The organism is Methanoregula sp., assembly GCF_049518935.1.
Lineage (GTDB): Archaea > Halobacteriota > Methanomicrobia > Methanomicrobiales > Methanospirillaceae > Methanoregula.
The window spans coordinates 128336-154820 of record NZ_JBEKRH010000002.1; the positions used below are offsets into that span (position 1 = coordinate 128336).

Genomic DNA, 26485 nt, shown 5'->3' on the forward strand with positions numbered 1-26485 from the left:
ATCCATGGATGATGATTCGGGTAATAAACGATTTATGAACAAATCCTCTACACGTCTGCTGGATCCGGGGTTATTCTGGCAGGATGTGGATCATTACCGGGATCACCATCAATGGTTAAAAAACGCGAGGAATTCTGATAACGCTGGCGATGAGTGCAAAAATGGCTGCGGTTATTGTAAAAATCCTGCTAAAAACCCGTTAAAAAAATAACACTATCCTTTGTGAATTTCAAAAAAGGATTATTCCACTTTTGCCCAGACATACGCGAACCGCTGGAAGGCTGTGATATGGCCAAAGAGTCCGAAGAGGACAAAGAGCCAGCCGAACCATGACAGGCCGTAGAACATCGCGGGTGCACCGACTTCGAGGATCCCGACTACGAGGATGAGGACGAGCCGGTCTGCACGGCCGAGTAGGCCGCCGTAATTCCGCCCGACACCCACTGCCTGTGCCTGCGTGCCGAGATACGAGGCCATCAGGACTCCGGTCAGGGCGAAGACGCCGATCTGCCACGGGACGAGCCCGCCGGCAAAGATACCGGTGATGATGAAGATGTCCGCGTACCGGTCCACCGCATGGTCGAGGAAGTCGCCCCGCTTGCTCTGGATCTGCATCTCCCGGGCAACGGCCCCGTCCATCGCGTCACAGAAGGCGTTGAGGGCGACTGCGAGAATACCGAAGACCTCCATCCGGAGGAAGAAGAAGACTCCCGCTGCTGCCGAAGCAATAAGGGCAGCGATCGTGAAGAAATTGGGGGTCAGCCTGCACCGGATCGCAATGGCTACAAGGGGATCAAAATACACTTTCACGTGGGAACGGTACTGGTCAAGTGTCATGTGTGGATCTCCAGGTAGTCGGACCAGTCGATGTGACCAAAGTCCGCCGGTATCTCTCCTTTTACGAACTGTTCGATCCGGTCTGCGCAGAACGAAGCGTCATGGCCGGTGGTGTCGAGTTCGAGAATATGGGAGGGGGCGTGCTCCTCCACGGTCTCGATGAGACAGGAATCGAGCGCTTCAGCTTCCGCATTCTCCCGGATCTTTGCTTCCCGGTACTTGCGCTGCGCGAGCCGGGCCTTCAGCTCATCGGGCCGGCACCGGAGCACCACGACACGGTCGCAGGGGAGCAGGTGGGCGAAATGGCCTTCCACAAACCCGTCCACCGGCACAAATTCCGCGGCCCACTTCTCCACATCGACGATCCGGCTATCCCGCTCCTCATCATCGCCGACAACGTACGGTCCAACCGTATCGGTGAGGTGGACGACAAGGTGTCCCCGGTGCGCCAGCTCATCGCCTATCATTGATTTGCCGGTACCGGGAGTTCCGGTGATGCCGCACATCATAAGGAGTTGATCACCCGGATAAACTGTTCGTTTTCCCAGTCTTCACCTATGCTGACCCGTATATAGTGATCCTCGAGGCCCGCAAAACTCCGGCAGGAGCGGACTACGACACCCTGCCGTGCCAGTTCCTCCACCATCGAGTCGCTTGTATGGGGTGCGACATCGATCATCACGAAGTTTGCATCGGTGGGCAGGACCGGGTACTTTACTTCGGCAGCAAACTGCTTGCGCCACTGCAGGACATGCGCAATGAAACGTTCCGCGTGGCCCTTGTCGCCGAGCGCTGCCGCAGCTGCCGCTGCCGAGACCGAGTTGACGGTGAACGGGGTGCCGGCCCGCTGGTACCAGGGAGGCAGCCAGCGGGGGGTGAAGGCATACCCGATCCGGAGGCCGGCGAGCGAGTGGACCTTGGAGAAGGTCCGGCCAAGGACAAGGTTCTCGTGCCGCTTCATCAGGGGCAGGTAATCGATCCCTGAGAACTCCACGTAGGCATTATCGAGGAAGAGCAGCCCCTCGATCCCTTCGAGCACCTCCTCAACATCCTCCACGGAAGTTGCGTTCCCGGTCGGGTTGTTCGGCGAACAGAGAAAGGTGATCTTCGCAGTCTTCGCAGCTTTGACCAGTTGTTTTGTGTTCACGGTGAAGTCAGCTTCACGCGGTACCGTGACGACCTCTGCCCCTTGCCCCATCGCCGCAAGGGCATAGAAGGAGAAGCTGGGCGTGGAGATTGCGACCTGCTCCCCGGGGTCCACGAGCGTGCGGATGATAGTCTCGATGACGCCGTCCATACCGACGCCGGTGACGAAGTGGTAGTCACCATACGTGGAACGGAGGGCATTCATCAGCACGTTCACCCGCTCGTCCGGGTACCGGTTGACCGTCTTCAGCGCAGCTTCCGCTGCTTCACGTGCAGCCGGGGAGAGGGATTCGGGGTTCTCGTTGCTTGCGAGCCGGGCGATGCGGCTCATCCCGTACTCGCGGGCGATATCCTCTGCCTTTTTGGCAAAGACATAACCGCTCTTTTTCTTATAGCACGACCTGACCAATTGCTCCATCGATAATCCTGACCACATGGTCGATCTCGGCGTCGGTAATCGTCAGGGGCGGGACCAGCCGGAGGTTCCCGTCCGCTGCGCAGTTGACCAGCACGCCCTGTTCTGCACATTTCTTCTGGATATCAGGGCACTTGTCCCCGATAGTGATGCCGATCATCAGCCCCCGCACGCGGGGGTTGTACTTCTTCAGACCCTCGGCAAACCGGGCGCCCTTGCGGGAGACATCGGGCAGGATCTGCTCGATCACACCGATGGTGGCGAGCGCAGCGGCACAGGCCACCGGCCCGCCGGCAAACGTACTCCCATGCTCGCTCTTTTTGAACTCGAGCCCTTCACGGGCGGCGATCGCACCCATCGGGAACCCGCTGGCAATGCCCTTGGCCAGGGTGACTACATCGGGAGTCACACCGGTGTGCTGCATGGCAAGCCATTTTCCGGTACGGCCCATGCCGGTCTGGACTTCGTCGACGATCATCAGGGCGCCGGTATCGTCGCAGATCTCACGGATGCCTTCAATGAAGCTGTCTGGCGGAATAATGACGCCGGCTTCTCCCTGGATCGGCTCTACGAAGATCCCTGCCGTTTCCTTGTCCACGACCTTCCTGAGCGCGTCAACGTCCCCGTATTCCACGAACGTCTTTATGATGCCGAGCGGTTCGAACGGCTCGCGGATCGCGGGCTTGTGCGTGATGGCAAGGGAACCGACCGTACGCCCGTGGAAGCCATGAGTGAAGGCGACGAACTTCTTCCTGCCGGTACGGACCCGGGCAAGTTTCAGGGCCGCATCCGTTGCCTCGGCGCCGGAGTTGGAGAAGAAAGTCTTGTGCATCCCGGTGATCTCCACGATCTTTTTTGCCACCTCGCCCTGGTGGGGAACATAGTACAGGTTTGAGCAGTGGATCAGCTGGTGGGCCTGGTCGCAGATCGCCTTCACCACCGCCGGGTGGCAGTGGCCGGTGCTGCAGACGGCAATGCCTGCCACGCAGTCTATGTATTCCCTGCCGTCGGCGTCCCAGACTTTCGATCCCTCACCTTTGACAATGGCAATCTCACGGGAGAACGCGGGCATGTAGTAGCGTTCGTCAAGTGCTTTGAACTGGCTGGTTTTTTCCATTCCCATCACGTTAACAACTTTTTATTCTTATTTTGGTTCCTGATACCTGCATTTACAGGATTATTCATATTCGATCGTTGCCGGGGGTTTTGCGGTAATATCGTATACCACCCGCGAAACACTCGGGATGTCCGCGGTGATCCGGGACCCGATCCTCGTCAGGTGCCCGAACGGGATATCGATCGGATCGGCAGTCATCCCGTCCCGTGAGTTGACCGCACGGATCGCAACGATCCAGCCATGGATCCGGTTGTCACCCTTGACACCGGTGCCAAGGCCGAGGAGTGCGGCAAAGCACTGCCATGGCTGGTATCTCTCTACGAGCTCGTCCTCGACAATCCAGTTCGCCTCGCGGATGACAGCAACTTTCTCTCTTGTCACTTCGCCGAGCACCCTGACCGCAAGGCCGGGTCCCGGGAACGGCATCCGGTGCTGGATCTCCTTTGGGAGCCCAAGAGCCCCGGCCACGTCCCGGACCTCATCCTTGTAGAGGTCGCGGATCGGCTCGATGACTTTCGTGAACTCCATATGGAGGGGCATGCCGCCTACGTTATGGTGGCTCTTGATCCCGCCCTCGCTCTCGATCCGGTCGGGATAGATCGTGCCCTGCAACAGGCACTTTGCGCCCTGTTTCCTGGCCTCGCGTTCGAAGACCCGGATGAACCGCTCGCCAATCGCCTTTCTCTTTGCCTCGGGATCTGTGATCCCCACCAGGGCATTAAGGAATTCATCACCGGCATCGACAATATTGAGATGGATATTGCCAAAGATCGTCCGGATGCGTTCGGTTTCGCCTTTGCGCATCAGGCCGGTGTCGATGTAGATCGGGATGAGGCTGTCGCCGATCGCCCGGGCAGCAAGGGCAGCACAGACCGAACTGTCGACACCGCCGGATAACGCCATCACGACCTTCTCACTGCCGGCAGCGGTTTTTATCTCCTCGATCGACTTAAGGATAAATTTCTCACAATTGACCATGAGTATGCCTCTCCTATTTCGTCCGCTTGTTCGCCCTGCAGGCCTCGACAAATCCCAGGTATGGCGGCGACGGCTTGGTGGGCCGGGACTTGAACTCCGGGTGGAACTGGGTGGCAAAGAAGAACGGGTGCCCGGGGAGTTCGAGACACTCCATCCTGTTCTTGTTAGTCGCCGAGAAGACCAGCCCGGCTTTTTCGAGTTTCCCGATATAATCAGGGTTCACTTCGTACCGGTGGCGGTGTCGTTCAACAATCTGTTTTTCGCTATAGAGTTTCGCTGCGAGAGTGCCATCCCGGATATCGGCAGTATAGTTTCCAAGGCGCATAGTCCCGCCCAGTTCATTGAGCCCTTCCTGTTCCGGCAGGAGAGCGATCACATGCGATCCTTCGCCAAACTCCTCGCTCGTTGCATCCTCAATACCTGCCTTGTGCCGGGCGAATTCAACCGTTGCCAGCTGGAATCCGAGGCAGAGCCCGAGGAAGGGGACATTGTTCTCCCGGGCAAACTGGATCGCTTCGATCTTCCCCTCGATGCCCCGCTTCCCGAAGCCGCCCGGGATGAGGATCCCGTCGTAGTCCTTGAGCGTGCACCGCTCGTACCGCTCCGCATCCAGCCACGCGATCTTGACTTCCGTTGAGAGCGCCCGTCCGGCATGCTTGAGGGACTCCTTGATACTGATATACACGTCCTCGATCCCGTACTTGCTGACGATGGCAACGGTCACCCGGTTCGTGTACTCCTTGTTCACGATCCGGTACCAGGCCGTATCCGCCTCTTTCCGGTCAAGCCCGAGGTGGGTGGAGAGCACGTCAGCGATACCCTCTTTTTCCATCTCCATAGGTACCGCGTAGGTGTCCGGCGCCGTCGCGGCAGAGATGACGGCACTCTGGGGGAGATCGCAGAACGCCGAGATCTTACGCTTGGTGCCGGCCCCGATCGGGTTCTCGCTCCTGCCGACGATGATCTCCGCATGGAGGCCCAGCTCCCGCAGGGCCTTGACCGAGTGCTGGGTGGGCTTGGTCTTCATGTCCCCCATCGTGTCCTCGGGGATGAGGGTCACATGGATCAGGACGTAATCGTGGGGCGGGAGCTCGCCCCGCATCTGGCGGATCGCTTCGAGGAACGGCATGCTCTCGATATCGCCAACGGTGCCTCCCACTTCGATAAGGCAGATATCCGCCGTAGTCCCGTCCGGGAATTCCTCTTCTGCGGCCTGCCGGATGCAGGTCTTGATCTGGTCGGTGATATGGGGAATGATCTGCACGGTCTCACCGAGGAAGTCGCCACGGCGCTCCTTGTCGATGACCGTGCGGTACACCTTGCCGGTGGTAATGTTGTGGGAAGCCGTGAGCTCGATGTCGAGGAAGCGCTCGTAATTGCCGAGGTCGAGATCTACTTCGCTCCCGTCCTTTAAGACGAATACTTCCCCGTGCTGTGCCGGGTTCATCGTCCCTGCATCGATGTTCAGGTAGGGATCGATCTTGACCGCAGTGACCCGGTAGCCCCGGTTTTTCAGGATCCGTCCCACGGATGCGGCCGTGATCCCTTTGCCCAGACCGCTCATCACTCCGCCGGTAATAATGATGTATTTCACTAGAGATCTCCCCGATTGTTTTATATTTTGCTCACTATCCGTATTAGTGTTACCTTACCGCTGGGAATGCGATTGAGTAATGTGGCTGCGCAGGGTCACCGGCATACCGGTATATCAGACAACGAGATCGGCCGTCCCCTTTGAGCAAGATTAATTTGCGCAGACATGAAAACGTGTACCCATGATTTCCGGAAAAATAATCAGAGCAGTGGGCATTCTCCTGCTGATGGCCATTATCCTGCAGCCGGTACTGGCTGATACGGCAAGGGATAATGCAACGGACGCGTACAATGCCGGCGTGTTCATGGTAAGCCAAGGTAATTACCAGGGAGCAATCGATTCCTTCAATTATGCACTTACCATGAACACAACGAGTATCAACACCACCGGTGCCCTCCTGTACACATATCAGGGAAAGGCCTTCTCCCAGATACAGTTAGGAAAGTATTCCGAAGCAGTTGCCACCGCTGACCAGGGACTTGCCCAGTTCCCGAAAGATACCAAGCTCTGGAACAACAAGGGGTATGCTCTCTTTAAGCAGAATGATCTCCAGAACGCACTGTCCGCATACGATCAGGCGATCGCCATCGACCAGAACTACACGATCGCGCTGGTTAACAAGGGCGATACACTCACCGGCCTAGGCAGATACGGGGATGCGATTGCCACCTACAAGCAGGCACTCGCTACGGATCCCGGCAACCATGACGCCACGGCCGGACTCGCACTGGCACAGAAAGGTGCCTCCAATCCATTCTCTTCGCCGATGACGCTCATTCTGGCGATTGTTGTCATCCTTACCGTAATTGGCGCAGTATGGTACGTAAAGTTCCGGAAGCCCGATGAGAAAACACCCGGGGATAAGAAAACAGAAGGAAAGAAAAAGTAATTCCGTAATTTTTTTAATTTTTTTCTTTTTTGTTCATTCAGGTTTTTGTCGTCACAGCAAATGCAGCGGAAGTCCGGGAGAGCAGGACCCGTTCATCCTCTCCAGTCCAGACTTCGCTCTCGCAAAATGCGACCCTTCGTCCTTTCCGGATCACCCGCCCCTCTGCATAAATGATTCCGTCCCTGACCCCTTTGATAAAACTCGTGGACTCGGAGATCGTGGCAATCCCTTCCCCCTCGACAAGCCGGGTATATACGGCAATGGCCATCGCTTCATCGGCAAGGGCCACAAGAAGACCCCCCTGGAGCCACCCCACGCCATTGTGCATGTCTGGCCTCACCGGCATCTTCAGTAAGCCCCTGCCATCCGCGGCCTCGATAACCTCGATTCCCATCTGGCGGAAGAAGGGATTCACTGCCCTTGCATCCTTTTTCACGTCATCCAGATAACTCATGGTTCTCTCAGGAAGAGTGGTTGGCCCCGGGGGAGATTAAAGCTGACCGTGACCCGGGGAAACGAGAAAGACCGGAACTGCACCGGATTACAGCGAGAATCAAAAATAATGAACGCGATACGTCCCGTATGGCCCCGTACTTAATATTCTCCCGCACACGACCTCTCCTGCATGCAGGATAAAGAGACAAAAGAGATGCTCGCCGACCTTATCTGGCTCAATGCCGTCATTGCAACCGAACTCATCCAGATCACCGAGAACAGCTCGGCAATTCTGAGGAAAACTTCGCCACCGGCCAGCTGCCTCGAGGAGCACCACGCCCTCCGGGATACTGCGCTTGCGATGGCAGAAAAATACCGCCCGGGTACCATGCTTGCCCAGCACCTCGGCAAACACCAGTAACGTTATGGGGGATTCCACCCCACACTACAATAACCACTGTGCATGTACCTGTATACCGGAGGTTTGTTCCGGATTATGCGCCGGCCCGGGCAAAATGTCCGTGCGGCCAGGTACTGTGCACGAGGGCTGATTTCCCTACCATGACCAGCGCACACGGGATACCCTGCAGTCTCGTCATCCCCGCGTACAATGAAGAGCACCGGATCGTCCCTCTGTTCGAGACGATCACCGGGTTCGGGGGGGAACTGATCGTTGTCTGTGACGGTACTGACAGGACGGCCGGTATTGTTGAGGGGATCGCCGCAAAACGCCCGGATCTTGCGATACGCTGCCTCCGTTTCGATCACCGGCTCGGCAAGGGCGGAGGCGTGATCGAAGGGCTGAAGGCAGCGCAGGCTCCGCTCGTGGGATTCCTTGATGCGGATGGTTCCACAAAAATCGGAGAGATGATGCGTCTCTTTTCTGCAACGGCAGCTGCCGACGGGGCGATCGGTTCACGCTGGGTGGACGGTTCGAAACTCACGGTACGCCAGAGCCTGTTGCGAAGGCTGGAGAGCAGGGGATTCAACCTGCTGATCCGGGTGCTCTTCGGGTTATCGTACAACGATACGCAATGCGGTGCAAAAGTCTTCAGGAAAACTGCCATCGATGCGGTCCTGCCCTCAATGATCTCCCGGGGTTTTGAGTTCGACGTCGAACTGCTCTGGAGACTCAAAAACGCCGGGTATTCCGTCATCGAAGTTCCCATCGAATGGCAGAATAAAGGTGATTCCCGGGTAGAGAAGCGGGACATGATCCGGATGCTCTCGGGTCTTCTCAAGGTAAGGTTCAGCAGGGTATGACGATGACCCCCTCGTCCCGTGAAGACCAGAAGAAAGAGGCGTTCCGGCTGTTCGAAGACGGGCAGTACCAGGAGTCGCTCCGGGTGTGCAATCTCGTGCTGGAAGAGGAGAAAGACCCGGCGGTCGAAGTGCTTGCAGCAACCAACCTCTATACAACCGGGAGACTCGAGGATGCCGAGGTTTTTTTCCGGGACCTGGTACACCGGATGCCCGGCTCTTCCTATGTCCACAGTTACCTTGCAAAGGTGCTGGAGGCCCGGGGTGATGACGGGGCGATCGCCGAATATGCCACTGCCGTCCACCTGGACCCTACCAACCAGGATGCCCTCCGGAGTTATGCGGAGTATCTGCTCGCCCGCCAGGACTTCCGCAGCGCACTGCCGGTCTTCCGGCTCCTTGCCCGGCTCACAAAAAAATCAGGGGATGTCAGGAACCTGATGCGGGCGCTCATTGAGACCGGCAGGGCGGATGAGGCGGTAGCCACCCATACCCACCACGGCGCTGACACCGGGAAGACACCGGAGTACGTGGATGCGCTCGCCGGGACCGGCAATCACCATGCTGCAGCAGATGCTGCACACCGGATCTGGTGCGAGACACGGGATCCTGCCATGCTCAGGAAATACCTTGAAGCCCTCTCCCGGTATGATCTCCCCGGATCGCTTGCAGCTTATGAAGCTCACCTGCAGGGGGATCCCGACAGCATGATCCTTTCCGATTATGCGCTGCTGCTGGATGCAAACGGGGAGAACAGGCAGGCACTCAGGGTCGCCGGTGCATTGATCTCCCGGGACAAGTCACCCATGCACCGCCTGCTGGAGTGCGACCTGCTTGCGGCCGGTGACGAAGCCGGGAAAGCCCGGGATGCCTACGAGAGGCTGATCCGGGAGGAGCTCGGCACCAAGAACGATATGGATTTCCTGGCCCTCGCGGCAGGCAGGTACCGCCGGTTCCTGCTGGCCACGCTTCCCGCCGACCAGGCACTGCACCGGTTCCTGGACGTGGTCTCCCGCGATGTCAATGTGGTGAGCCTGCTCGAGACTGCCCGCATGTATGCCACGCTTGGCAACCCTGCGGAAGCCCGGGCCTGGTACTACCGGGCGTACCGGGCAGATTTCCTCAACGGGGGACCCGAGTATGCCATCTTCCTTGCTTTGCAGGGAGAGAACCGGGAATGCGAGAAGGTGATGCTGTACGTCCTGTCCAATGCACGGAAGAGTGCGGATCTCACGCGGATCGCATCGGTCATCGTTGATGAAAAAGCCGGTATGCGCCAGCTGCGGCGCCTGCTGGACCAGCTGATACACCGGCTGGACGAGCACCGGGAAACACTGGGTTCTGCCGGCCTCGAACTGCTGGCGATCGCGTTCTTTCTTGCCGCAGCAAATACCCTGGAAGAGGCAGATTATGCGGGCTGCAAGTACTACTGCCTGTGCGGTATGGATGTGCTGCCGGCCCAGACCCGGGCAATCCATCTCGAGGATTACCTGCGGATTATCCGTGACTGCAAGGAGCGATCGATCGCTGACCGGCCCGTGATGCGGGAGCAGCCGCTCCACCACCGTCAGGCCCCGATCCCGACAGAGAAAGCGATCAGCGACCAGCTCGGGCTCACGCAGGAGGAGGAGAAGATCGTTGCATTCCTCCGGTCGCACCGGAAAGCAAGCGAGATGGAGCTGCGCAAACTGCTGGGCACAAGAAGGGTGGTCGGGATCGTGAACAGGCTGGTGCAGAAGGCGGCATCACAGGGATTATCCGTGCTGGAGAAGAAAGGTTTTGGAGAGGATGGGGAGGTCTATGAGTACACCGGAACCTGACCGGATGGATCGCGGCCGGCTCGAGAGCGTCAACATCATCAATGCACTCCGCCGGGGAACCGTACCGGCAGGCGGCCTTGAGCGAATTGCCGTGGGGCTCGATGTGGAAGAAGGAGTGATCGCAAAGCAGCTCGACTACGTAACCCAGGGCGGGGGAGACGCCAAGTTTATCCGTGGGGAGTACGGGAGCGGCAAGACATTCCTGGTAGCCCGTTCGCTTGAGATGGCCCGGACAAAGGGTTTTATCACATCCCACGTCGTGATCTCGTCCGCAACACCGGTCCACAAACTCCGGGGCGTCTACCAGCAGATCTGTGCAAACCTCAGGACGAACGAGGAGGAGCATGCCCTCAAGACCGTGGTGGACACCTGGCTCTTTTCTATTGAAGAGCGGTTGCTCTCCGTTGGCACAGGCACGGACGACGCGGCTCTTGAAGCGGCGACCGAGAGGGAGATCGAGACCGCACTCTCCGGCATCTCTGCGCTGAACTCAGCCCTTGCAGCTGCACTGCGGACGTATTACCGGGCAAATAATGCGGGTGACTTCCCGCTCGCCCAGTCCGCTCTCGGGTGGATCGCGGCAGAACCGAACATAGGCCGGGACTTCAAGCAGAAGGCAGGCATCCGGGGGGACATCGATGATACCATCGCGCTGCTCTTCCTCCGGGGCCTGGTCTCCGTTATCCATGGCGCCAGGTACAGCGGCCTTGCGATCGCGGTCGACGAGCTGGAGACCACACAGGGCCTCCAGCGAAGCCAGCGGGAGAAGGGTTACCAGACACTCGTCCAGATCATCGATGCGCTCGACCGTGGTGAGATGCCGCGATGCTACTTCCTCTTTACCGGTACACCGGCGCTCTTTGAGGGGTCCCGGGGAATCCGGTCCGTCCCGCCGCTCTTTGATCGGATTAACGTTATCCAGAGCGACGAGTTCAAAAATCCCCGCCAGCCGCAGATCATCCTTGCAAAGTTCGATACGGCAAAACTCGAGCAGGTCGCCCTCAGGGTCGTCGATGTCTATGCCCGGGCATATACTGAGCCGGACCGGGAGCGGATCTCGCACCGGTTCATCCGCGCGATGATCAAGAAGATCACCACCCGGTTTGGCGGCAGGGTGGATATCATCCCCCGGATATTTTTGAAAGAGTTTGTCGATATTCTCGACAAATGTGAACTCTATGAAGACTACCAGCCCCAGGATGCGTATGATTTTGATTCGGAGCATCTCAAAGGTGAACTGAAGAAGGAAGAAGAATCGGTGATGGTAGTCAGGTTCTGAAAAGGATGGGCGGGACATGTTAAGGTTTTACGTGCGGGAAATACAATATTGTGGAATGCGATGGGCGTGCACTCTTCTCGTTGTTGCAGCCATCCTGCTCCTCTCCGCACCGGCAGCGGCAGATGTCTCGCTCACGATCAATGCATCACCACAACAGGCCCATATCGGAGACATCGTCACTATCAACGGAACGGTGAAGGGTTCGCCCACCATTGCCGTGTACCTTTTTGTGACCGGGCCGGAACTGGATCCCCGTGGGGTAACACTCGACAATCTCAACATCCCGACCGGCCACGGTCTGTTTACAACAGCCCCGGTTCATCTGTCTGATGGCAGCTGGACATACTCCTGGGATACATCGGTGATCCTTGGCACCCTGAAACCCGGCACATATACCCTGTATGTACTGGATACGCCTGTCGACCGGCTGCGGTTTGTCCGGGCAGATTATGCAACAACCGAGATTGAATTCCTCCCGTCAGACAACCCGGCTACGGATACGCCGCTTGACCCCATGCTCCCGGTGCTGGCTGTCGGTCTGACGGTCGCAGGGATCTGTTGTGCGGGCACACTGCTGAACCGAAAAAACGGTGGATAGAATTTTTTGCAGATTACCAGTGAATTTTTTTTATTTCAAAAATTTTCCGGATATCTCTCGACACAATACCCTGTGCTGAATCCGCCTGCTGAGTTCGGGTAGACAACTCACCACTCCCTGCGGTTTTACCGGCCAAACCAGCCTGTCTGTCGCCATCTCACAAGGCTGGAGGCCGGGTCATACCACCGTTGTCTGACACAGCGTACCTGACCCGTGGCAAAAGGGTCTCCGTCGGAGAACAATTCCTTCCGGATTACTGGACTTACCCGGGCACTCGGGATCATAAAACAGCCCCATTTTGCCAAATAGAGGCCATTTTGAACAAATCTGCCGGAGGGGGGTCTGACACAAAAACAGGAAAAGTGCGTAATTCGTGGAAAATGGATGTAAATTCATTTTAAATCGGTCGATACGGGCCCGGTTTGCCGGGAATAACGACGGAGCCTGAAAAGTGGGCAAATAGGCTCAATTGGTGGGCGGATCTCCTTCCGAACAGGCTTTGGTCTGGGAAAATGAAAAGAACCCCTGTTTTACCGATCTGCCTCACGTCTGAGAGACCTGATTCTCTGTCGTGGAGTAGTATTCAATTACGTCTTACCCGTAGACAGGTCTCCTGACCTGTGACAGGTCGGATACCCGTGACGGGTCAGGTGGACCGGCCGGGTCGGTGACCTGTGACAGGTTTTTTGAAGGAGTTCAGATCTGCACTAATATATAGGGGGATTTATGGGGGGTCATATCGGAGAACTTCAGAGAAGGTCGGGGTTAAGCGGACTTGTGTTGATCGACTGTTGCGGGAAATTAGCGAAAGGTTAAGATAACTGGCAAAGAGATCAATGAACTGGTCATCTGGATCGATATCACAAAAATCCTGTCTGATATCAATGAAAATCTGAGCACATGATGAATGTGAGCGATCGTAATTATGTACCAGATTATTGAGTTTGAGTGGATATCATGTTGAACAGTGAAGACACAAACAGGAACAATATTTTCCTCAGCGATAACACCGCAAACCCGGCACCGCTCGGGCTCTGCGCATTTGGGACTACTACCATTCTTCTGAGCCTTTGTAATGTCGGGATAATCGGTCTTAGCAGTCCGGTTCTTGCAATGGCAATTTTTTATGGCGGAATAGCCCAGATCATTGCCGGGCTCATGGAATGGAAGAAGAACAATAATTTCGGGTTTTTGACCTTCGTGAGCTTCGGATTCTTCTGGGTCTCATTTGCCGGACTCATGATGCTTCCGGCTCTTGGCCTTGCGAAAGCACCTCAGCCTGTTGACCTTGCTGCGTTCCTCTCGGTCTGGGGGATAATTGCACTGGGTCTCTTAATCTGTACCATGAAGATGCACCGCAGCCTTCAGGCGACTGTCCTTGCGGTTTTCCTTCTGGTGGTACTTCTTGTTGCAGCGGAGCTGACGGGAAGCGGCCTCATCAAAATGGCTGGCGGGGTAATGGGGATTATTGCCGGCGGTCTTGCACTCTATATCGGGCTGGGCCAGGTTATTAATGAAGTCCATAACCGGAAAATATTCCCGGTCTGATCATTTTTTCCCGACGCTGACTGGAAATCCGGTGTACGCCCCGATGAAATCTTTTGGGGATAAACATACATCGCTTCAGCACTTTAGTTCAAATTGAGAAACGTCCCGTTCTCGCATCGAGAATACAGATGGCCTGCCGGGATGGCGTTGAAGAGCCAGCGATAACTTCTCTCACTTTCGCGAAGTACCTCCTCTGCCCGTTTGCTTTCGGAAATTTCGACGATAAACCCTTCAAGTTCCGTCCGCCCGCTGGCAGGGTTGGTATACGAACGGAGTTCGAGGATGCAATTGATTATACGGCCGTCTTTTCGACGGTACTGGTTTTCATAGGTTCGCCAGCCTCCCGATTCAATAGCGTCACGAACAATTACCGGTCGTTTATCAGGAATTACATAGATCGTCTCTGCAATGCCGTGCAGGTTAACGAGACTTAAAGAAAATGACCTCGTTGTAACCGATACCGGTCTCGTATTTAAGAAGTCACGACAACGCACCAGAATCTCTTTTTTACGTGATGCTTTCGAGCTTCTGTTCGAGGACTGCAAGCCCCTTCTTGACGTCTTCAAGGTTCTTGGCACCCGTGAGAATGATCTTTCCTGAAGAGAAGATAAGAACGACGATCTTGGGATCTTTGACCCGGTATACAAGCCCCGGGAACTGTTCAGGTTCGTACTCGATATTTTCGATATTGAGCGTGATGACTACCTTGTTGAGGTTGATGTATTTACCAAGATCATATGAGCAGACCATATTTGTGATCGCAACTTTGGGTTCTTTGAGTGGTTCAATACCCGCCGTTTTTAACGATTTGATAACGATAGCAAGTCCGTCGGTAAGCGCCTTATTGTTACGGACGCCGGTGATCACTATCTTGCCCGACGAAAAGATCAGGCACGCAATTTTGGGATCCGCGATACGATATACTGCACCGGGGAATCGTTTCTTATTGAGTTCGCAGTTCTCGACCTTATTTGAAAACTCAACAAGATCAATGGACTCTGCGATAACACCGGATGCAACGATGTTTTCAATCTTCAGGGATTCGTACTTTTTATCAGCCATCTTCTCTACTCTATGATTTTCTCCAAAGCATAAGACTAATGGACAACTTTTATGGCATGTCCCTTTTCCCCGGTTCAACATCACCGTATGTGCCTTTCGGCACCGTCATCTCGAACCGTGCTCCCATGCCCGGTTCACCCGTCTCACAGATCGTGATGTTGGTGATTGAAAGAATTTCCCGGGACAGGAAGAGCCCGAGCCCTGTATTCTTCCCGAATCCCCGGTCGAAGATCTTCTCCTTTACATCAACAGGGATGCCATCGCCATCGTCCTCGCATATGATCAGATGATTATCACCGGATTCCTGTGCAGAGAACCGGATGGTGGTAATCTTCCCGCCATGCCGCACCGCATTGTCCATCAGATTGTAAAAGACCTTGACAATCAGCGGATCTGCAAGCACTTCTGCACCAGCAGGAAAATCATTTTTCACCGTGATATTCCCGAGTGGGATCTGCTTTGTCACCGTTTCAACGAGCGTACGACAGTTTTGCCAGATGGGGGCATTGACACCAATCTCCTCGTATTCTTTGGTGAACTGGATCATTGACGAGATGCGCTGTGCAGAAGTGTTGATCTTTTTAAAATTCTCGCTGAATGAAGTATCAGGTTGTTTCGTTTCGAGTAATGCAAGGAAACCCTTCATTATACTAAGCTGGTTGTTGATGTCGTGGCGGGTGATACCAGAAAGAAGTTTGAGTTTCTTGTTCGCTGAAGCGAGCGCCTGTTCTGCCCTCTTGCGCTCGGAGATGTCCCGGACGATACCCTCGACTCCGAGGAAATTTCCCTCCCCATCATAGTATTTGTGGCTGCTCGTCTCCACCGGGACAGATATACCATCGCGCCGGTTCAGGGCAACCTCAAAATTCCTGATAAACCCCTCCTTTTCCAGATTTTGTAAAAATATTTTGCGCTTCGACGGATCCGCATACAGGGTACCTGCAATGTTCCTGCCAATTATCTCGTTCTCGGAACCATATCCCAGCAGCCGTATTCCTGACGGGCTGATCATAATGAGGTTGCCATCCCGGTCGCTCCGGTAATAAGCATCCTGTATATTTTCAAGGATACTTCGGTATTTTCTCTCACTCTCTTTGAGTGCCTCCCCATTCTTTTGCAACATCTCGTACTGTTGCCGCAGTTCCTCCTCATCAGCAGTGATCTGTTCGTAGGCGGACCTGAGTTCATGCTCGGTTTTCTTCCGCTCCGTTATATCCAGCAGTGAGGCGACGCTCTTGGCTGTGCCGGGAATGATGTCGATTGTTGAATAGACGTCGTGGGGCTCGCCGGATCGAGACATAAATCGGAATTCATAATGCGTAAGAGCTTTTTTTCGATCCGTTCTTCTCAGCTGGTGCTGGGTAAACATCCGATCAAGATCTTCCTTGACAACAAACTCCGTCCACTTCTTTTTGTTTTCGATCTCACTTTTATGGTACCCACTTAACCGCTCGAACTCCAAATTCACAAGACTTATTGTCGCGTCCTCTTCAATGAGAACCGTCGCAGTTCCTGTCGTTTCAAATACAATGCGGTACTTTTCCTCGCTTTTCTGCAGCGCCCGTTCGCTCCTGCCAAGATCATCAACATTCTGTCGTAGTTCCTCTTCTGAAGCGGTCAGTTCCTCATAAGCGTCCTGGAGATCTTCGGCATTTTTGAGCAGCGCCTCCTCCACCCGCTTACGCTCGGTGATATCCCGGAAATACCACACTCTCCCGTAATATTTCCCTTTTCCCCCCAGTATCGGAGCCGAGAAACGTTCCAGTATACGTCCGTCCTTTAGGAGAATCTCCTCAAAGCTCTTTTCATTTTTATGATCATAGAGATACCTCACACGGGAAAGGAATGCTTCCGGATCAACAACCTGTCCTACGACATGCTGCAGCACGGGTTCGTCTATCCGGGATGCTATAAGTTCATCGGGAATTCCCCAGATCTCGACAAATTTCTGATTATAATTGAGGATCTTCCCGCTTTCATCGACGTTGAGTATCGCATCAAGGGAGGTTTCCTGCTGTGTCAGCAGGATGACATTTTTTAATATTATCTCTTCTTCCGAACGCTTGCGCTCGGTGATGTCCGTGATCATTCCGAAAGATCCCTGGAAAGAACCGGTGTCATCAAGAAGGGGCGAACCGGAGATCAGACACCAGATGGTCCTTCCGTCCCTGTGCATGAGTTTACATTCATAGCGGCTTTGAATCCCGGTCCTACGGGTAGCAAACTGTGCCCCGATGGCAGCCTTGTCCTCGCTGATAACATAATCCAGCACATTATGGCCGGCCATCTCCTCGCGGGAGTACCCGAGCATATCGGCAAAACGCTGGTTGACAAAGGTGGTGTTCAGGTTCTGGTCGACTGCCCACACCCCCTCATTCGCGGTCTCGATGATGCGGCGGTATTTCTCCTCACTCTCGCAGAGCGCATCCTCGCTCTTTTTCAGCGCATCAAACTGGTGCCGGAGTTCTTCTTCTGAAGCAGCGATCTGCTCATAGGAAGCTCGCAGTTCATCTTCTGTTTTTTTCATACCCGTAATGTCCCGGATGGACTCGATAGCACCGACGACTTCACCTTGACGGTTGTAGAGCGGACTCGCCTTGCCCATGAGGGTGACAGGCTTTCCCTTCGGGAGTGGAAGAGTTGTATCAGCGATCAGGATATCCTTCTTCTGAATGATGTGTGCATAATTATTGACAATTACCTCCTCTGATTCATAGATCAGATCGATCAGGATTGGCCGCCGTTTCCCATAGAACGGGATTGCGTACTCATAATCCCCCTTTCCCAGCATCTCCGCTGCCGAAACATTCGTCATCTCTTCAATGGCATGATTCCACGCGATCACCAGCCCGTTGGTATCGATGGCAAAGGTCGCATCCGGGAGGAAGTTGATGATATCCGCTTCTCGGCGCTCAAGGTCGCGTATGCTCACCTCTGTCCTTCTCTGCTGGATAGCCTGGCGGGTCTGGTGTTCAAGCTCGGTGAACTGTGACTTGGGTTCGCCGCCTTTCTGGAGGTAACAGTCAGCGCCTTTGTTCAGCGCCTGTATAACAACCTCTTCGCGTCCTCGTCCGGTGAAAAGGATAAACGGGATGGTATTTCCCGAAGTTCTTATCTTCTCTAAAAATTCGATCCCGTCCATCTCCGGCATCTGGTAATCAGAGATGATGGCATCGTAGGTCTTTGTTTTCAGAAAAGCAAGTGCAGCCGGAGCAGAGGAGACTATGTCAACACTGAACTGTCCGCTCTGCTCAAGGAAGAGTTTGCCAATCTCAAGCAAGGCGGGTTCATCATCGACATAAAGAATGCGATACATTGGGACAACGTTCTAATTGCCCGGTATTGTCCGAGTGTCATATTATATCTTGCCATTTTAACGATGGGGATAATCTCCTATTACCCAATGATCGATGTAATACCCGGCAGGAAACGAAGTGTTGCATCCTTAATGCATATTACAGAAAGGGTAAAGCTCTGTCCCTGACATCACTCAATAATTGGATTATTTAATTAGAAAAGTCATTGTATCAACAACAATGTACGGTGAAAATGATTTTCTAATTCATAATATTAACTCTTATTGAGGAATTCAACAGAGCCCATTTTTATTAAAGGCAATTCTCTTTAATTTTATTGTAAAGAGATTCAGACTTGAAACCGATTCCCCGGCCAGACCTTTGCCCCAATCTTTTTTTTTTTAAACAAGGTCACAAAAAACGGGGACAGAGCCAGCCCTACCCCCGCCTTCTCACCTTCACCGACTGCGCATGAGCAAACAACCCTTCCGCTTCCGCAATCGTCTCGACAATATCGCCAATCGCCTCAAGGCCGTCCTGATCGATGATCTCCACGGATGCCGTCTTGCAGAAGTGCTGGACATCGAGACCGGAATACATCTTTGAATACCCTGCGGTTGGAAGAACATGGTTGGTACCAACCGCATAATCCCCGCAGGCGACTGCCGAGTATTTCCCGACAAATATTGCGCCGGCATTCCGTACCCGTGTCAACACGGATAACGGGTCGGCGACCTGGATGGAGAGGTGTTCGGGTGCGACAACATCCGATGCCGCGATCGCCTCTTCGATGCTCGCGACAACCTTGTATCCCGAGTTCTTCAGTGACTCCGTGATGATCTCCTTCCTGGGTGCCACTGCCAGCATCTTCTGGATTTCTTTACCGACCTTGGCCGGGAGGGACGGGTCCGTAGTGATCAGGATGCAGGCCGCATTTGGATCATGTTCCGACTGCGCCAGGATGTCTGCTGCAACGATCGCAGGGTTCGCGGTCGCATCGGCAATGATCCCGATCTCGCTCGGGCCGGCCGGGAAGTCAATCTCCACCTTCTCTCGGAGAATCATCTTCGCGAGCGTGACATAGATATTGCCCGGACCGACGATCTTCTGGACGGGTTTTATGGACTCGGTCCCGAGCGCCATCGCGGCAATTGCCTGGGCCCCGCCGGCACGGTAAATCTCGGTGATCCCGGCAATATCGAGGGCAACGAGCGTCAGGGGCTTGATCGGCGGGGGGGAACAGGCACAGATCTCCCTGACTCCCGCAACCTTTGCCGGCACGGCACACATAAGAGCGGAGGAGGGGTACGCGGCCCTGCCACCGGGGACGTAGATCCCCACGCGGTTGAGGGCGGTGGTCTTGATGCCCAGCACGACACCGGGTTCCATCTCTTCCAGCCAGAGGTCCCGGGGGCGCTGGCGTTCGTGGAAGCGTTCGATCCGGGCATGGGCTTCGATCAGGCTCTCGATAACCTGTGTATCGACCTCATCGTAAGCCGCTTCCCGCTCTTCTTCGGAAACTGCAATGTCTTCGAGTTCGCAGTATTTTTTTGCAAGGTCCCGGAGTGCAGCGTCCCCCTCGTTCTGTACCCTCCCGATGATCCCGGTGACGGTACCGCGTGCATCCTCAAGGCTGGTTGTCCGGGCCCTGAGCCATGCATCGATCTCTACGGCCTTCCACATAGTGCGAATATCTTCGACAGGAAAGGTTGTTAAGGTTTCGCCTGAATGAATCGTCGCGCAGCGAGGATTCATTGGAGAAGAATCCGCAAGGATTTTTCGCCTCATGTATCGTCACACAAGTAAGTTTTTTTAGTCCTGACAATTCCATCAGAACCACGAGCCTGAATCACTTATACCATCTACCCTGGGTATCACGAACATCAGGCACGACAACACGGGTTTTTATTTCCTGCACACGCTGAAAGTCTGAATCCTCTTTTTTCTCCCTCAATAAACCGGCCTCTTCCGGCGCACATGATCCGATCCCCGTGCTGGTTCTGCACGGTTTGCAGTCCTGTTACCGGGAGGATTGTACAGATGATGCATCATGGGCGCATTATTCCGGGCATAAAGGCATATTGCCCAAAAGAGCGCACATGACAACAAAGAGATGGTAGTATGGGAAGTCCCTATCTGAACAACAATGAATCCATCATCCTGTCAACTCATAACGTGGTGATCAACACCATACCGGCAGAGGCGATCCTCACCAACCAGCGCCTCATCCTCGTTGATGCCAGGCATACCCAGTTGCGGCCCCAGGATATACCCTTTACCGCAATCGAAACCGTTACCATCGGGGACAACTCCGCGATGGATCCTGTCCTGTCAATTTCCCTTGTACTTCAGGATGAGACCAGGCACCAGCTGGGTATCGTCTTCACCCAGCTCCCAAAAACCAGACGAGTGGGCGAGCGGGATGAATGGGCAGTGAAACTCAAGGAGTCCAGTGTTGCAGCCCAGCACCCGCACGGGGTCCAGCCGGCCGATCTCCTGCCACCCTGGGTTCCCGGAGCTCTCCCGGAAGAGGCAGAGGACGTGACGGACCAAGCCCCGGCTGACGAGAAGTTCCGGAACCCGCCCCTTGTGCCACGGAAACCAAAGACACCGGTACCGGGAAACAGGAAGATACTCCTTGCCGGCGGTATTCTCGTCATTGTTATCATAATCGCCCTGGCCGGGTATTTCCTTGCACCCTCCCTCTTCGGGAAGGGGGGGACGTCCGCAGAAACGGTGGCAACACCCATAACCATGCAACCCACTGCTGTGCCCACGATCATTCAGGCAACCGGACAACAGACTCCGGTCCCGGCACAGACAACAACGCTATCCCCCACACCCACAACATCAGTTACGGCCATCCCCACAACGGAGGTGCAGAGCGGCATCCCGCAGTCAGGTGTCTGGGTGCAGATCACGTACGCAGGTAACTTCACCGGTGCCGTGGGTGCTTCGGGACGTATGACTGATATCACCGGATCCGGCAACCAGCTGTACCAGATCCCGGCCAAGAACGAAATTCTCGAGGCCACAATCCAGAAACTCGATGATTCCGGCAATCCCTTGACCGTTACCTTCTATAATATGGGTGTGGCGGCAAATACCGGAACAATCTCGACCCCCCACGGGACACTGGATCTACACGCAGACCTGAGATCTAAGGCACCGGTTGCTGCTGCCGGAAACACTGGCGTCGTAAACCCGACTTCGGGCACTTGATAAGAGCGTGAACGTTCACATTCACTTTTTTTTAGAGATTCAAGGGCACTGACAGGAGAGGCAGGCTTCCGGCATCTCCCCGGGGAGACCTTCCCATTCTTTCTTTCCTGAACACAGGACACAGATCCGGTCGCCGATATCGGAACTGTCGGTGCGCCGGTGCGTGACAACAATGCAGGGAATCTGCATCTCCGTGACGAATTTTCTGATCAGGTCCTTTATGTCGCGGGTGCTTTCCGTGTCGAGCGCAGTGAACGGCTCGTCGAGCATCAGGAGGGAGGGGCGGATCGCGAGGGCCCGGGCAAGGGCGACCCGCTGTTTCTGGCCACCGGACAGGTTTCCGGCTTTCACCAGGGCCAGGTCACGGATATGTATTGCATCAAGCAACTCATCAATCCGGGTCCTGATCTCCTGCGGATCCACCCCCCGGGCCCGGGGACCAAAAGCGATATTGTCCCGAACCGTGAGATGGGGGAAGACGGCCGCGTTCTGGAATACGTACCCGATCCTCCGGTCTTCGATTGCAATGTCTGTTCCCCGGGCCGGTTCGCAGAGCGTACTGCCATTGAGCCGGATACAGCCCGCATCCGGGATGAGGAGCCCCGCGACGATGTTGAGTGTGGTGGACTTGCCGGATCCATTGGCGCCCATCAGCGCGAGAATCTCACCCGGCCGGACTGCTAAAGTGATATCGAGCGTGAAGTCCCGGAGCTTCCGGGTGATCACGACGTCAAGCATGCGCTGCCTCCCGGTGTGCAAGGTACCGGACCGCGATCATAATGGCGAACGAGATGAGCACCAGCAGGATCGAGATCGTCAGCCCGATTGTTAAGTTGCCTTCCATTCCCACATAGACGGCAAGGGGCATGGTCTGGGTGACGCCGGGCAGGTTCCCGGCAAACATGATCGTGGCCCCGAACTCTCCAAGCGCCCGGCCAAAGGTCATGACTGCACCGGAGACGAGACCACCCGCGGTCAGGGGCAGCGTTATAGTGAGGAATGTCCGAACAGGTGATGCGCCGAGTGTCCGGGCAACGTGCTCATAACTCTGGTCAAACTGTTCGAAGAGGGATTTTGCCTGACGGAGATAAAACGGGGACGCGACAAAGATCTGCGCCATGATAACGGCAAGCGTGGTGAATGCGATGGAGATCCCGAGCATGTTGAAATACCGGCCGAGAAAACCAACCCTGCCATAGAGGACGAGCAGGGCAACCCCGGCCACTGCCGGGGGGAGGACCAGCGGGAGATCAATCAGGGTGTCCACGAAAACCTTGCCTGGATAGGTGCATCGCGTATGGACATAGGCAAACGGGGTGCCGACAAGGATCACGATTGCAAGGGAGAGCGTGGACGTCACAAGGCTCAGCCAGAGGGCGCTTATGACCAGGGGGTCGGAGAGGGACGAGAAGAAGATGTTCGGCGTGGTCTTGAAGAACAACGCGGCAATGGGAAGCGCCAGGTAGAGTGTTACCGCAAGAACCAGAAAACCGGCTCCCAGGTACGTAATGGACCGCCGGATTCTTTCAGGGGACAGAGCATCGGGGATCATACGTGCGGACGGGCCGGAACAGGCTATTCACTGTGTGCCCGCGACCTTAAAAAGGGTTATGAGGTGGAGGAGAGGGGCCGAAAGCCGTAGTTCAGGAGGTCCTGCTGCCCGGCGGGTGAGAGCATGAAGGTCTCGAAGTCTCCCGCTGCACTCTGGCTCGTGGATTCGTTCAGGACACCGATGGTGTAGGTCTGGAGATAGTTATCCTTTTTCGGGATGGTGATTGCAAGGTAGGTGTTCTTCGGTGCAGCCGTGTAGGTCGATTCATACACGAAACCTGCGTCCACTTCCCCGAGCGAGACCTTCGTTGCTACGGCAGGTTCCGAGAGTTCGCGCGTCACCACGTTCTTGTAGACAGAATTATTCCAGTCCTGGCTGTAGGTGGAGTTGGCGAGGTTGGCAAGGACAGCGACGGTTGCCGTGCCGGCCGGCACGGTTTTGTCCTCCACCGCAATCTTGACACCGGGGTTTGCCAGATCGGCAAGGGACGTAATATTGGCGGTGTTGGCGGCAGGCAGGATAACGATCAGGTAGTTGGAGGTGAGGGGCTTAACCGAACCGTTGAGGAAGTACCCGCCCGTTGTGAGCTCCTTCGTGTAGGCGTTACTGGCCGAGATGAAGACGTCGGAGTAGGCGCCGTTCTCCACCTGGGTCCTGAGAGCCTGGGTGCCGTCAAGGTTGAAGACCACATTCTCACCCGGGTATGCCTTCCCGAAATCCGTGGCGAGGGTGGGGGAGACACCGGACAGCGACGCTGCAGTGAAGGCCACGACCGTTCCCGCAGAGGGAGTGAACGTAGGCTTGGGGGTCGTAGTGGCAGTCGCTGCAGCGGGGGCTGCTGTTGTTGCGACGGGTTGGGGGGTTGCAACGGTAGCGATTGTAGTCTGCGGGGAACCCGATGTACACCCCGCCAGGAAGACCGTGGCGATGAGCAGACAACAGACGATACCGGCAATGAGAAGGTAATTCAGTTTCGGGGAGCGTTCCATGATAATATCATTCCTTTGTGCATCCATTCATGTGCATTACGTAAAATTATTCGTGCACATTACGTAAAACTATTACCATTTATTTAATGAATATGTTAATTAATATTAGTAGACAATTTGCCTTCCCGGAGAAATATTGCATGGAGATAACAGGATCAATGCCCCCATTGTAAATTTTATTCAGTTTACTTAACATTAATGTTAAACAAAAATATTATTATGCTGAAGATCCAAACTGAATATTGTCCCTGTGGGAACACGCGCCAACAGGACACATGCACACACAAACGCATAACATCCCATCACATCCACGTGATCAACTGAACGGGATCGCCATGTTGCACTAAAACTGCGATCGTCCGTGCAATATTCTCCGTCACGTGAACACGATGCCAAGCCGCATCTCATTCATGGTCAGGGAATTCCCCCGGTTGAGAAGGCCCCGGGGGAGGACTTCCCTCGTTTGCCTGTCGTTTAATAATTGTCCGGGACCCTTATTGCCAGAGCCGTCCGCCCCGGTTTTTCCCTGTCTATGCCATTCATCCTGTACCGGATAATTCGGACTCTTTCTGGCAAAAGAACCTCCGTACACCTAAAAAGCATATCAGCCCGGACAGCAAAAATGAGAAGAAGAGTTTCCAGGCTATGGGCAACAATTACCTGAACAGCGGCGAGTCAATTATCCTCAGTACCCACAGTGTCAGCGTAGATGAAAGCCTGTACGATGTACTGCTGACCAACGAGAGAATCGTCCTCGTTGATAACAGGTACACCCGCTTCGAACCCCGTACCCTCCCGTTCACCCAGATTATATCCGTAAAAGGCGGCAGGGTTCCTACAGGAGAACCGGTGATAACGCTTGTCATCACCGAGTCCGGGTCCCTGGAAGATTCGCGGGACCAGCACCTCATCTTCACCCAGCACCCGGGGGAGGAGCGACGCCATGAACGTGACCTGTGGGTAAAACAGCTCATCGAACTGGTAGTGTCGGCACGCCAGCATGCCGTCAGGGAGGAGACTGCGCCCCACGAACATGAGCCGGGAGTGAAACCTTCTGTCCGTCGCTGGTTGGCACCGGACCATCTCCAGCCGCGTACCGCACCGGAGAAGAAACAGGCACCGGCCAGGGTCGTTGTTGAACCTGACGAGATGGATCTGCCGGAATTTCTCTTTGAAGAGTCGGTACCCGCGGGGGAACTACCCGCTGAAGGGCCGGAGGGGATCCGGAAGAATGGGGTTGCTCAACCCGCACCGGTACCAGTGCCGTTTCCGGTACTGACGCACATTCACAAACCTGGAGAAATCCGGCTACAGGACACAAAGACCGAGACACAGCCCGGCATTCATGGAGAAGAATACCCCGCATATACCGGTGAACCGGAGTACGCTGAGGATCTCCTGGCTGATACCGGTGCCGGGATTGTGGAGGCACGTGGAATGTCCGGGAGCGGAGATGATGGCACGGTTCAATCAGAACTTTTCTCACGCACAGTCTTTGCAGCAATCACCTCCATGCACTCTGCCAGGGGCCGCCCGGAACCAGCCATACCTTCCGGCCGCTCATCAGAATATGAACAGGGAGATCAGCCTGTGGCTCCTGCGGCTCCTGCTGTTGAGGAGAGCATCTCAGGTTTTGTGGATACACCCGCGGATGCCGGCCAGCCGGAGATCGTACCTACGACTCCAGTACCAGAGATCACCGTGGAAGAGACCGGCCGTGACGATATCAGCAACGTAATCCCTCCCGCTGTCAACGGGGTGGCAGAACCGATCCTTTCGGAGGTACCATCGGCCCCCCATCTCTCCGTAATTACCGCCGCTGAACCGGAACCACTGTTCCCCCCGGCAAAAAGAGCTCTCCCGGCTGCAGCACTTGCGGTGCTGGCAATACTGATTCTTGTTGTGGGAGTGGTGCTCATTGCCCACTTCCTGCCCACTACGCAGGAGACCAGTAGCGTGGCAGTCATTACGCTGCCAACAACCATTCCCCCCACCGTTGCGCCGGTCCTGAAAAATACTCCCGAGACCGGTGTCAGGGTCCGGGTCATCAGTCCAGGCCCGTACTTCGGGACTATCGGAAACCCCGGGTACCTGCGCCAGGTCTCCGGTTCGGGCGATACATCATACACGGTGCTGAAAAACGATGACATCGTTTCCGCAACCCTCCAGAAACAGGACAATTCCGGATCGGCCCTGACCGTAGAGATCTACAACAACGGCACACTGCTCACAAGCCGGACCGTGACTGCCCCGATGGGTGAGATCCAGCTCCTGATCGATCCCAAGACTGCACTCCCGCCCGGCATCGCCCCTGCCACCCCGTCTCTGTCCACTACGACTGGTAACGCCACCCTCACCTATCTCTGAAAGAGTTCCGTCAGGGGGACCTTTGGAATCTCACATCCACCGGCGGGCAGCCGGGTTCTCTCCTCCTGGTGGCCACCGGCC

General features: G+C 55.3%; 24 protein-coding genes. 11 read left to right on the forward strand and 13 right to left on the reverse strand.

Features of this window, described 5'->3' with window-relative positions; translation table 11 throughout:
- Positions 1 to 4 precede the first annotated feature (4 nt).
- Entirely contained in the window at positions 5 to 211 is a 207-nt protein-coding gene (locus tag ABSE13_RS02565) for a hypothetical protein (protein ID WP_424026923.1), read from the forward strand.
- A gap of 29 nt (positions 212 to 240) precedes the next feature.
- Here ABSE13_RS02565 and ABSE13_RS02570 read toward each other — a convergent pair whose 3' ends face one another.
- The 6 genes from ABSE13_RS02570 to pyrG are packed head-to-tail and all read right to left on the reverse strand — an operon-like array spanning position 241 to position 6087.
- Positions 241 to 837 carry a CDP-alcohol phosphatidyltransferase family protein gene (locus tag ABSE13_RS02570; RefSeq protein WP_424026924.1) on the reverse strand — a complete coding sequence of 199 codons (597 nt, stop codon included), beginning with the start codon at positions 835 to 837 and terminating at the stop codon, positions 241 to 243.
- A complete protein-coding gene (locus tag ABSE13_RS02575; RefSeq protein ID WP_424026925.1) occupies positions 834 to 1346 on the reverse strand; it encodes an adenylate kinase family protein in 513 nt (170 codons plus the stop codon). The genes ABSE13_RS02570 and ABSE13_RS02575 overlap by 4 nt, the downstream gene beginning before the upstream one ends.
- Positions 1343 to 2401: a histidinol-phosphate transaminase gene (gene hisC / locus ABSE13_RS02580; RefSeq protein WP_424026926.1), complete on the reverse strand. Its 1059-nt coding sequence runs from the start codon at positions 2399 to 2401 to the stop codon at positions 1343 to 1345. The genes ABSE13_RS02575 and hisC overlap by 4 nt, the downstream gene beginning before the upstream one ends.
- On the reverse strand, positions 2373 to 3515 hold the full coding sequence (locus ABSE13_RS02585) for an aspartate aminotransferase family protein (protein WP_424026927.1): 1143 nt from the start codon (positions 3513 to 3515) through the stop codon (positions 2373 to 2375). Before ABSE13_RS02585 ends, hisC begins: the two co-directional genes overlap by 29 nt.
- A 60-nt stretch (positions 3516 to 3575) precedes the next feature.
- Positions 3576 to 4493, reverse strand: coding sequence for a glutamine-hydrolyzing GMP synthase (gene guaA, locus ABSE13_RS02590; protein ID WP_424026928.1), 918 nt, complete (start codon positions 4491 to 4493; stop codon positions 3576 to 3578).
- A gap of 13 nt (positions 4494 to 4506) precedes the next feature.
- Positions 4507 to 6087, reverse strand: a complete 1581-nt coding sequence (pyrG, locus tag ABSE13_RS02595) for a CTP synthase (protein WP_424026929.1) — start codon at positions 6085 to 6087, stop codon at positions 4507 to 4509.
- A gap of 181 nt (positions 6088 to 6268) precedes the next feature.
- Here pyrG and ABSE13_RS02600 point away from each other — a divergent pair, with 181 nt between their 5' ends.
- A complete protein-coding gene (locus tag ABSE13_RS02600; RefSeq protein WP_424026930.1) occupies positions 6269 to 6976 on the forward strand; it encodes a tetratricopeptide repeat protein in 708 nt (235 codons plus the stop codon).
- A gap of 37 nt (positions 6977 to 7013) precedes the next feature.
- Here the strand turns inward: ABSE13_RS02600 and ABSE13_RS02605 are convergent, their stop codons facing one another.
- Complete coding sequence (locus ABSE13_RS02605; RefSeq protein WP_424026931.1) at positions 7014 to 7430, reverse strand: PaaI family thioesterase; 417 nt, start codon at positions 7428 to 7430, stop codon at positions 7014 to 7016.
- Between the two features lie 171 nt (positions 7431 to 7601).
- Between ABSE13_RS02605 and ABSE13_RS02610 the strand changes: the two genes are divergently transcribed.
- From ABSE13_RS02610 to ABSE13_RS02640, 7 genes are all read left to right on the forward strand, one after another.
- The gene (locus ABSE13_RS02610; protein ID WP_424026932.1) at positions 7602 to 7832 is read left to right on the forward strand and encodes a hypothetical protein; all 231 of its coding nucleotides are present in this window, start codon (positions 7602 to 7604) and stop codon (positions 7830 to 7832) included.
- Positions 7833 to 7972: 140 nt separating this feature from the next.
- On the forward strand, positions 7973 to 8674 hold the full coding sequence (locus ABSE13_RS02615) for a dolichyl-phosphate beta-glucosyltransferase (protein WP_424026933.1): 702 nt from the start codon (positions 7973 to 7975) through the stop codon (positions 8672 to 8674).
- A complete protein-coding gene (locus tag ABSE13_RS02620) occupies positions 8671 to 10491 on the forward strand; it encodes a tetratricopeptide repeat protein (RefSeq protein ID WP_424026934.1) in 1821 nt (606 codons plus the stop codon). The genes ABSE13_RS02615 and ABSE13_RS02620 overlap by 4 nt, the downstream gene beginning before the upstream one ends.
- A complete protein-coding gene (gene brxD, locus ABSE13_RS02625; protein ID WP_424026935.1) occupies positions 10472 to 11770 on the forward strand; it encodes a BREX system ATP-binding protein BrxD in 1299 nt (432 codons plus the stop codon). Before ABSE13_RS02620 ends, brxD begins: the two co-directional genes overlap by 20 nt.
- Positions 11771 to 11825: 55 nt before the next feature.
- On the forward strand, positions 11826 to 12368 hold the full coding sequence (locus ABSE13_RS02630) for a hypothetical protein (protein WP_424026936.1): 543 nt from the start codon (positions 11826 to 11828) through the stop codon (positions 12366 to 12368).
- A gap of 957 nt (positions 12369 to 13325) precedes the next feature.
- Entirely contained in the window at positions 13326 to 13916 is a 591-nt protein-coding gene (locus ABSE13_RS02635) for an acetate uptake transporter (protein ID WP_424026937.1), read from the forward strand.
- A 128-nt stretch (positions 13917 to 14044) separates the two neighbouring features.
- Positions 14045 to 14350, forward strand: coding sequence for a hypothetical protein (locus ABSE13_RS02640; RefSeq protein WP_424026938.1), 306 nt, complete (start codon positions 14045 to 14047; stop codon positions 14348 to 14350).
- A 73-nt stretch (positions 14351 to 14423) separates the two neighbouring features.
- Here the strand turns inward: ABSE13_RS02640 and ABSE13_RS02645 are convergent, their stop codons facing one another.
- The 3 genes from ABSE13_RS02645 to hisD form a co-directional block, all read right to left on the reverse strand.
- Positions 14424 to 14978 carry a TATA-box-binding protein gene (locus ABSE13_RS02645; protein WP_424026939.1) on the reverse strand — a complete coding sequence of 185 codons (555 nt, stop codon included), beginning with the start codon at positions 14976 to 14978 and terminating at the stop codon, positions 14424 to 14426.
- 49 nt (positions 14979 to 15027) lie between these two features.
- Positions 15028 to 18294: a PAS domain S-box protein gene (locus ABSE13_RS02650; RefSeq protein ID WP_424026940.1), complete on the reverse strand. Its 3267-nt coding sequence runs from the start codon at positions 18292 to 18294 to the stop codon at positions 15028 to 15030.
- A gap of 418 nt (positions 18295 to 18712) precedes the next feature.
- Positions 18713 to 19957, reverse strand: a complete 1245-nt coding sequence (hisD, locus tag ABSE13_RS02655; protein ID WP_424026941.1) for a histidinol dehydrogenase — start codon at positions 19955 to 19957, stop codon at positions 18713 to 18715.
- A 438-nt stretch (positions 19958 to 20395) separates the two neighbouring features.
- On the opposite strand from hisD, the gene ABSE13_RS02660 reads away from it, so the two are divergent.
- Positions 20396 to 21496: a PH domain-containing protein gene (locus ABSE13_RS02660; protein ID WP_424026942.1), complete on the forward strand. Its 1101-nt coding sequence runs from the start codon at positions 20396 to 20398 to the stop codon at positions 21494 to 21496.
- A gap of 39 nt (positions 21497 to 21535) precedes the next feature.
- Here the strand turns inward: ABSE13_RS02660 and ABSE13_RS02665 are convergent, their stop codons facing one another.
- Genes ABSE13_RS02665 through modA form a run of 3 tightly spaced genes read right to left on the reverse strand, consistent with a single transcriptional unit; the run spans position 21536 to position 24037 of the window.
- On the reverse strand, positions 21536 to 22234 hold the full coding sequence (locus tag ABSE13_RS02665) for a sulfate/molybdate ABC transporter ATP-binding protein (RefSeq protein ID WP_424026943.1): 699 nt from the start codon (positions 22232 to 22234) through the stop codon (positions 21536 to 21538).
- The gene (locus ABSE13_RS02670) at positions 22227 to 23048 is read right to left on the reverse strand and encodes an ABC transporter permease (protein ID WP_424026944.1); all 822 of its coding nucleotides are present in this window, start codon (positions 23046 to 23048) and stop codon (positions 22227 to 22229) included. Before ABSE13_RS02670 ends, ABSE13_RS02665 begins: the two co-directional genes overlap by 8 nt.
- A 56-nt stretch (positions 23049 to 23104) precedes the next feature.
- Entirely contained in the window at positions 23105 to 24037 is a 933-nt protein-coding gene (gene modA / locus ABSE13_RS02675; RefSeq protein WP_424026945.1) for a molybdate ABC transporter substrate-binding protein, read from the reverse strand.
- 645 nt (positions 24038 to 24682) lie between these two features.
- On the opposite strand from modA, the gene ABSE13_RS02680 reads away from it, so the two are divergent.
- A complete protein-coding gene (locus tag ABSE13_RS02680; RefSeq protein WP_424026946.1) occupies positions 24683 to 26404 on the forward strand; it encodes a hypothetical protein in 1722 nt (573 codons plus the stop codon).
- The last annotated feature ends 81 nt before the right edge of the window (positions 26405 to 26485 follow it).

Coding starts and splice junctions, on each gene's coding strand:
- ABSE13_RS02565 (WP_424026923.1), top strand. CDS start 5: ATGGATGATGATTCGGGTAATAAACGATTTATGAACAAATCCTCTACA.
- ABSE13_RS02570 (WP_424026924.1), bottom strand. CDS start 837: ATGACACTTGACCAGTACCGTTCCCACGTGAAAGTGTATTTTGATCCC.
- ABSE13_RS02575 (WP_424026925.1), bottom strand. CDS start 1,346: ATGATGTGCGGCATCACCGGAACTCCCGGTACCGGCAAATCAATGATA.
- hisC (WP_424026926.1), bottom strand. CDS start 2,401: ATGGAGCAATTGGTCAGGTCGTGCTATAAGAAAAAGAGCGGTTATGTC.
- ABSE13_RS02585 (WP_424026927.1), bottom strand. CDS start 3,515: ATGGAAAAAACCAGCCAGTTCAAAGCACTTGACGAACGCTACTACATG.
- guaA (WP_424026928.1), bottom strand. CDS start 4,493: ATGGTCAATTGTGAGAAATTTATCCTTAAGTCGATCGAGGAGATAAAA.
- ABSE13_RS02600 (WP_424026930.1), top strand. CDS start 6,269: ATGATTTCCGGAAAAATAATCAGAGCAGTGGGCATTCTCCTGCTGATG.
- ABSE13_RS02605 (WP_424026931.1), bottom strand. CDS start 7,430: ATGAGTTATCTGGATGACGTGAAAAAGGATGCAAGGGCAGTGAATCCC.
- ABSE13_RS02610 (WP_424026932.1), top strand. CDS start 7,602: ATGCAGGATAAAGAGACAAAAGAGATGCTCGCCGACCTTATCTGGCTC.
- ABSE13_RS02615 (WP_424026933.1), top strand. CDS start 7,973: ATGACCAGCGCACACGGGATACCCTGCAGTCTCGTCATCCCCGCGTAC.
- ABSE13_RS02620 (WP_424026934.1), top strand. CDS start 8,671: ATGACGATGACCCCCTCGTCCCGTGAAGACCAGAAGAAAGAGGCGTTC.
- brxD (WP_424026935.1), top strand. CDS start 10,472: ATGAGTACACCGGAACCTGACCGGATGGATCGCGGCCGGCTCGAGAGC.
- ABSE13_RS02630 (WP_424026936.1), top strand. CDS start 11,826: ATGCGATGGGCGTGCACTCTTCTCGTTGTTGCAGCCATCCTGCTCCTC.
- ABSE13_RS02635 (WP_424026937.1), top strand. CDS start 13,326: ATGTTGAACAGTGAAGACACAAACAGGAACAATATTTTCCTCAGCGAT.
- ABSE13_RS02640 (WP_424026938.1), top strand. CDS start 14,045: ATGGCCTGCCGGGATGGCGTTGAAGAGCCAGCGATAACTTCTCTCACT.
- ABSE13_RS02645 (WP_424026939.1), bottom strand. CDS start 14,978: ATGGCTGATAAAAAGTACGAATCCCTGAAGATTGAAAACATCGTTGCA.
- ABSE13_RS02650 (WP_424026940.1), bottom strand. CDS start 18,294: ATGTATCGCATTCTTTATGTCGATGATGAACCCGCCTTGCTTGAGATT.
- hisD (WP_424026941.1), bottom strand. CDS start 19,957: ATGTGGAAGGCCGTAGAGATCGATGCATGGCTCAGGGCCCGGACAACC.
- ABSE13_RS02660 (WP_424026942.1), top strand. CDS start 20,396: ATGGGAAGTCCCTATCTGAACAACAATGAATCCATCATCCTGTCAACT.
- ABSE13_RS02665 (WP_424026943.1), bottom strand. CDS start 22,234: ATGCTTGACGTCGTGATCACCCGGAAGCTCCGGGACTTCACGCTCGAT.
- ABSE13_RS02670 (WP_424026944.1), bottom strand. CDS start 23,048: ATGATCCCCGATGCTCTGTCCCCTGAAAGAATCCGGCGGTCCATTACG.
- modA (WP_424026945.1), bottom strand. CDS start 24,037: ATGGAACGCTCCCCGAAACTGAATTACCTTCTCATTGCCGGTATCGTC.
- ABSE13_RS02680 (WP_424026946.1), top strand. CDS start 24,683: ATGGGCAACAATTACCTGAACAGCGGCGAGTCAATTATCCTCAGTACC.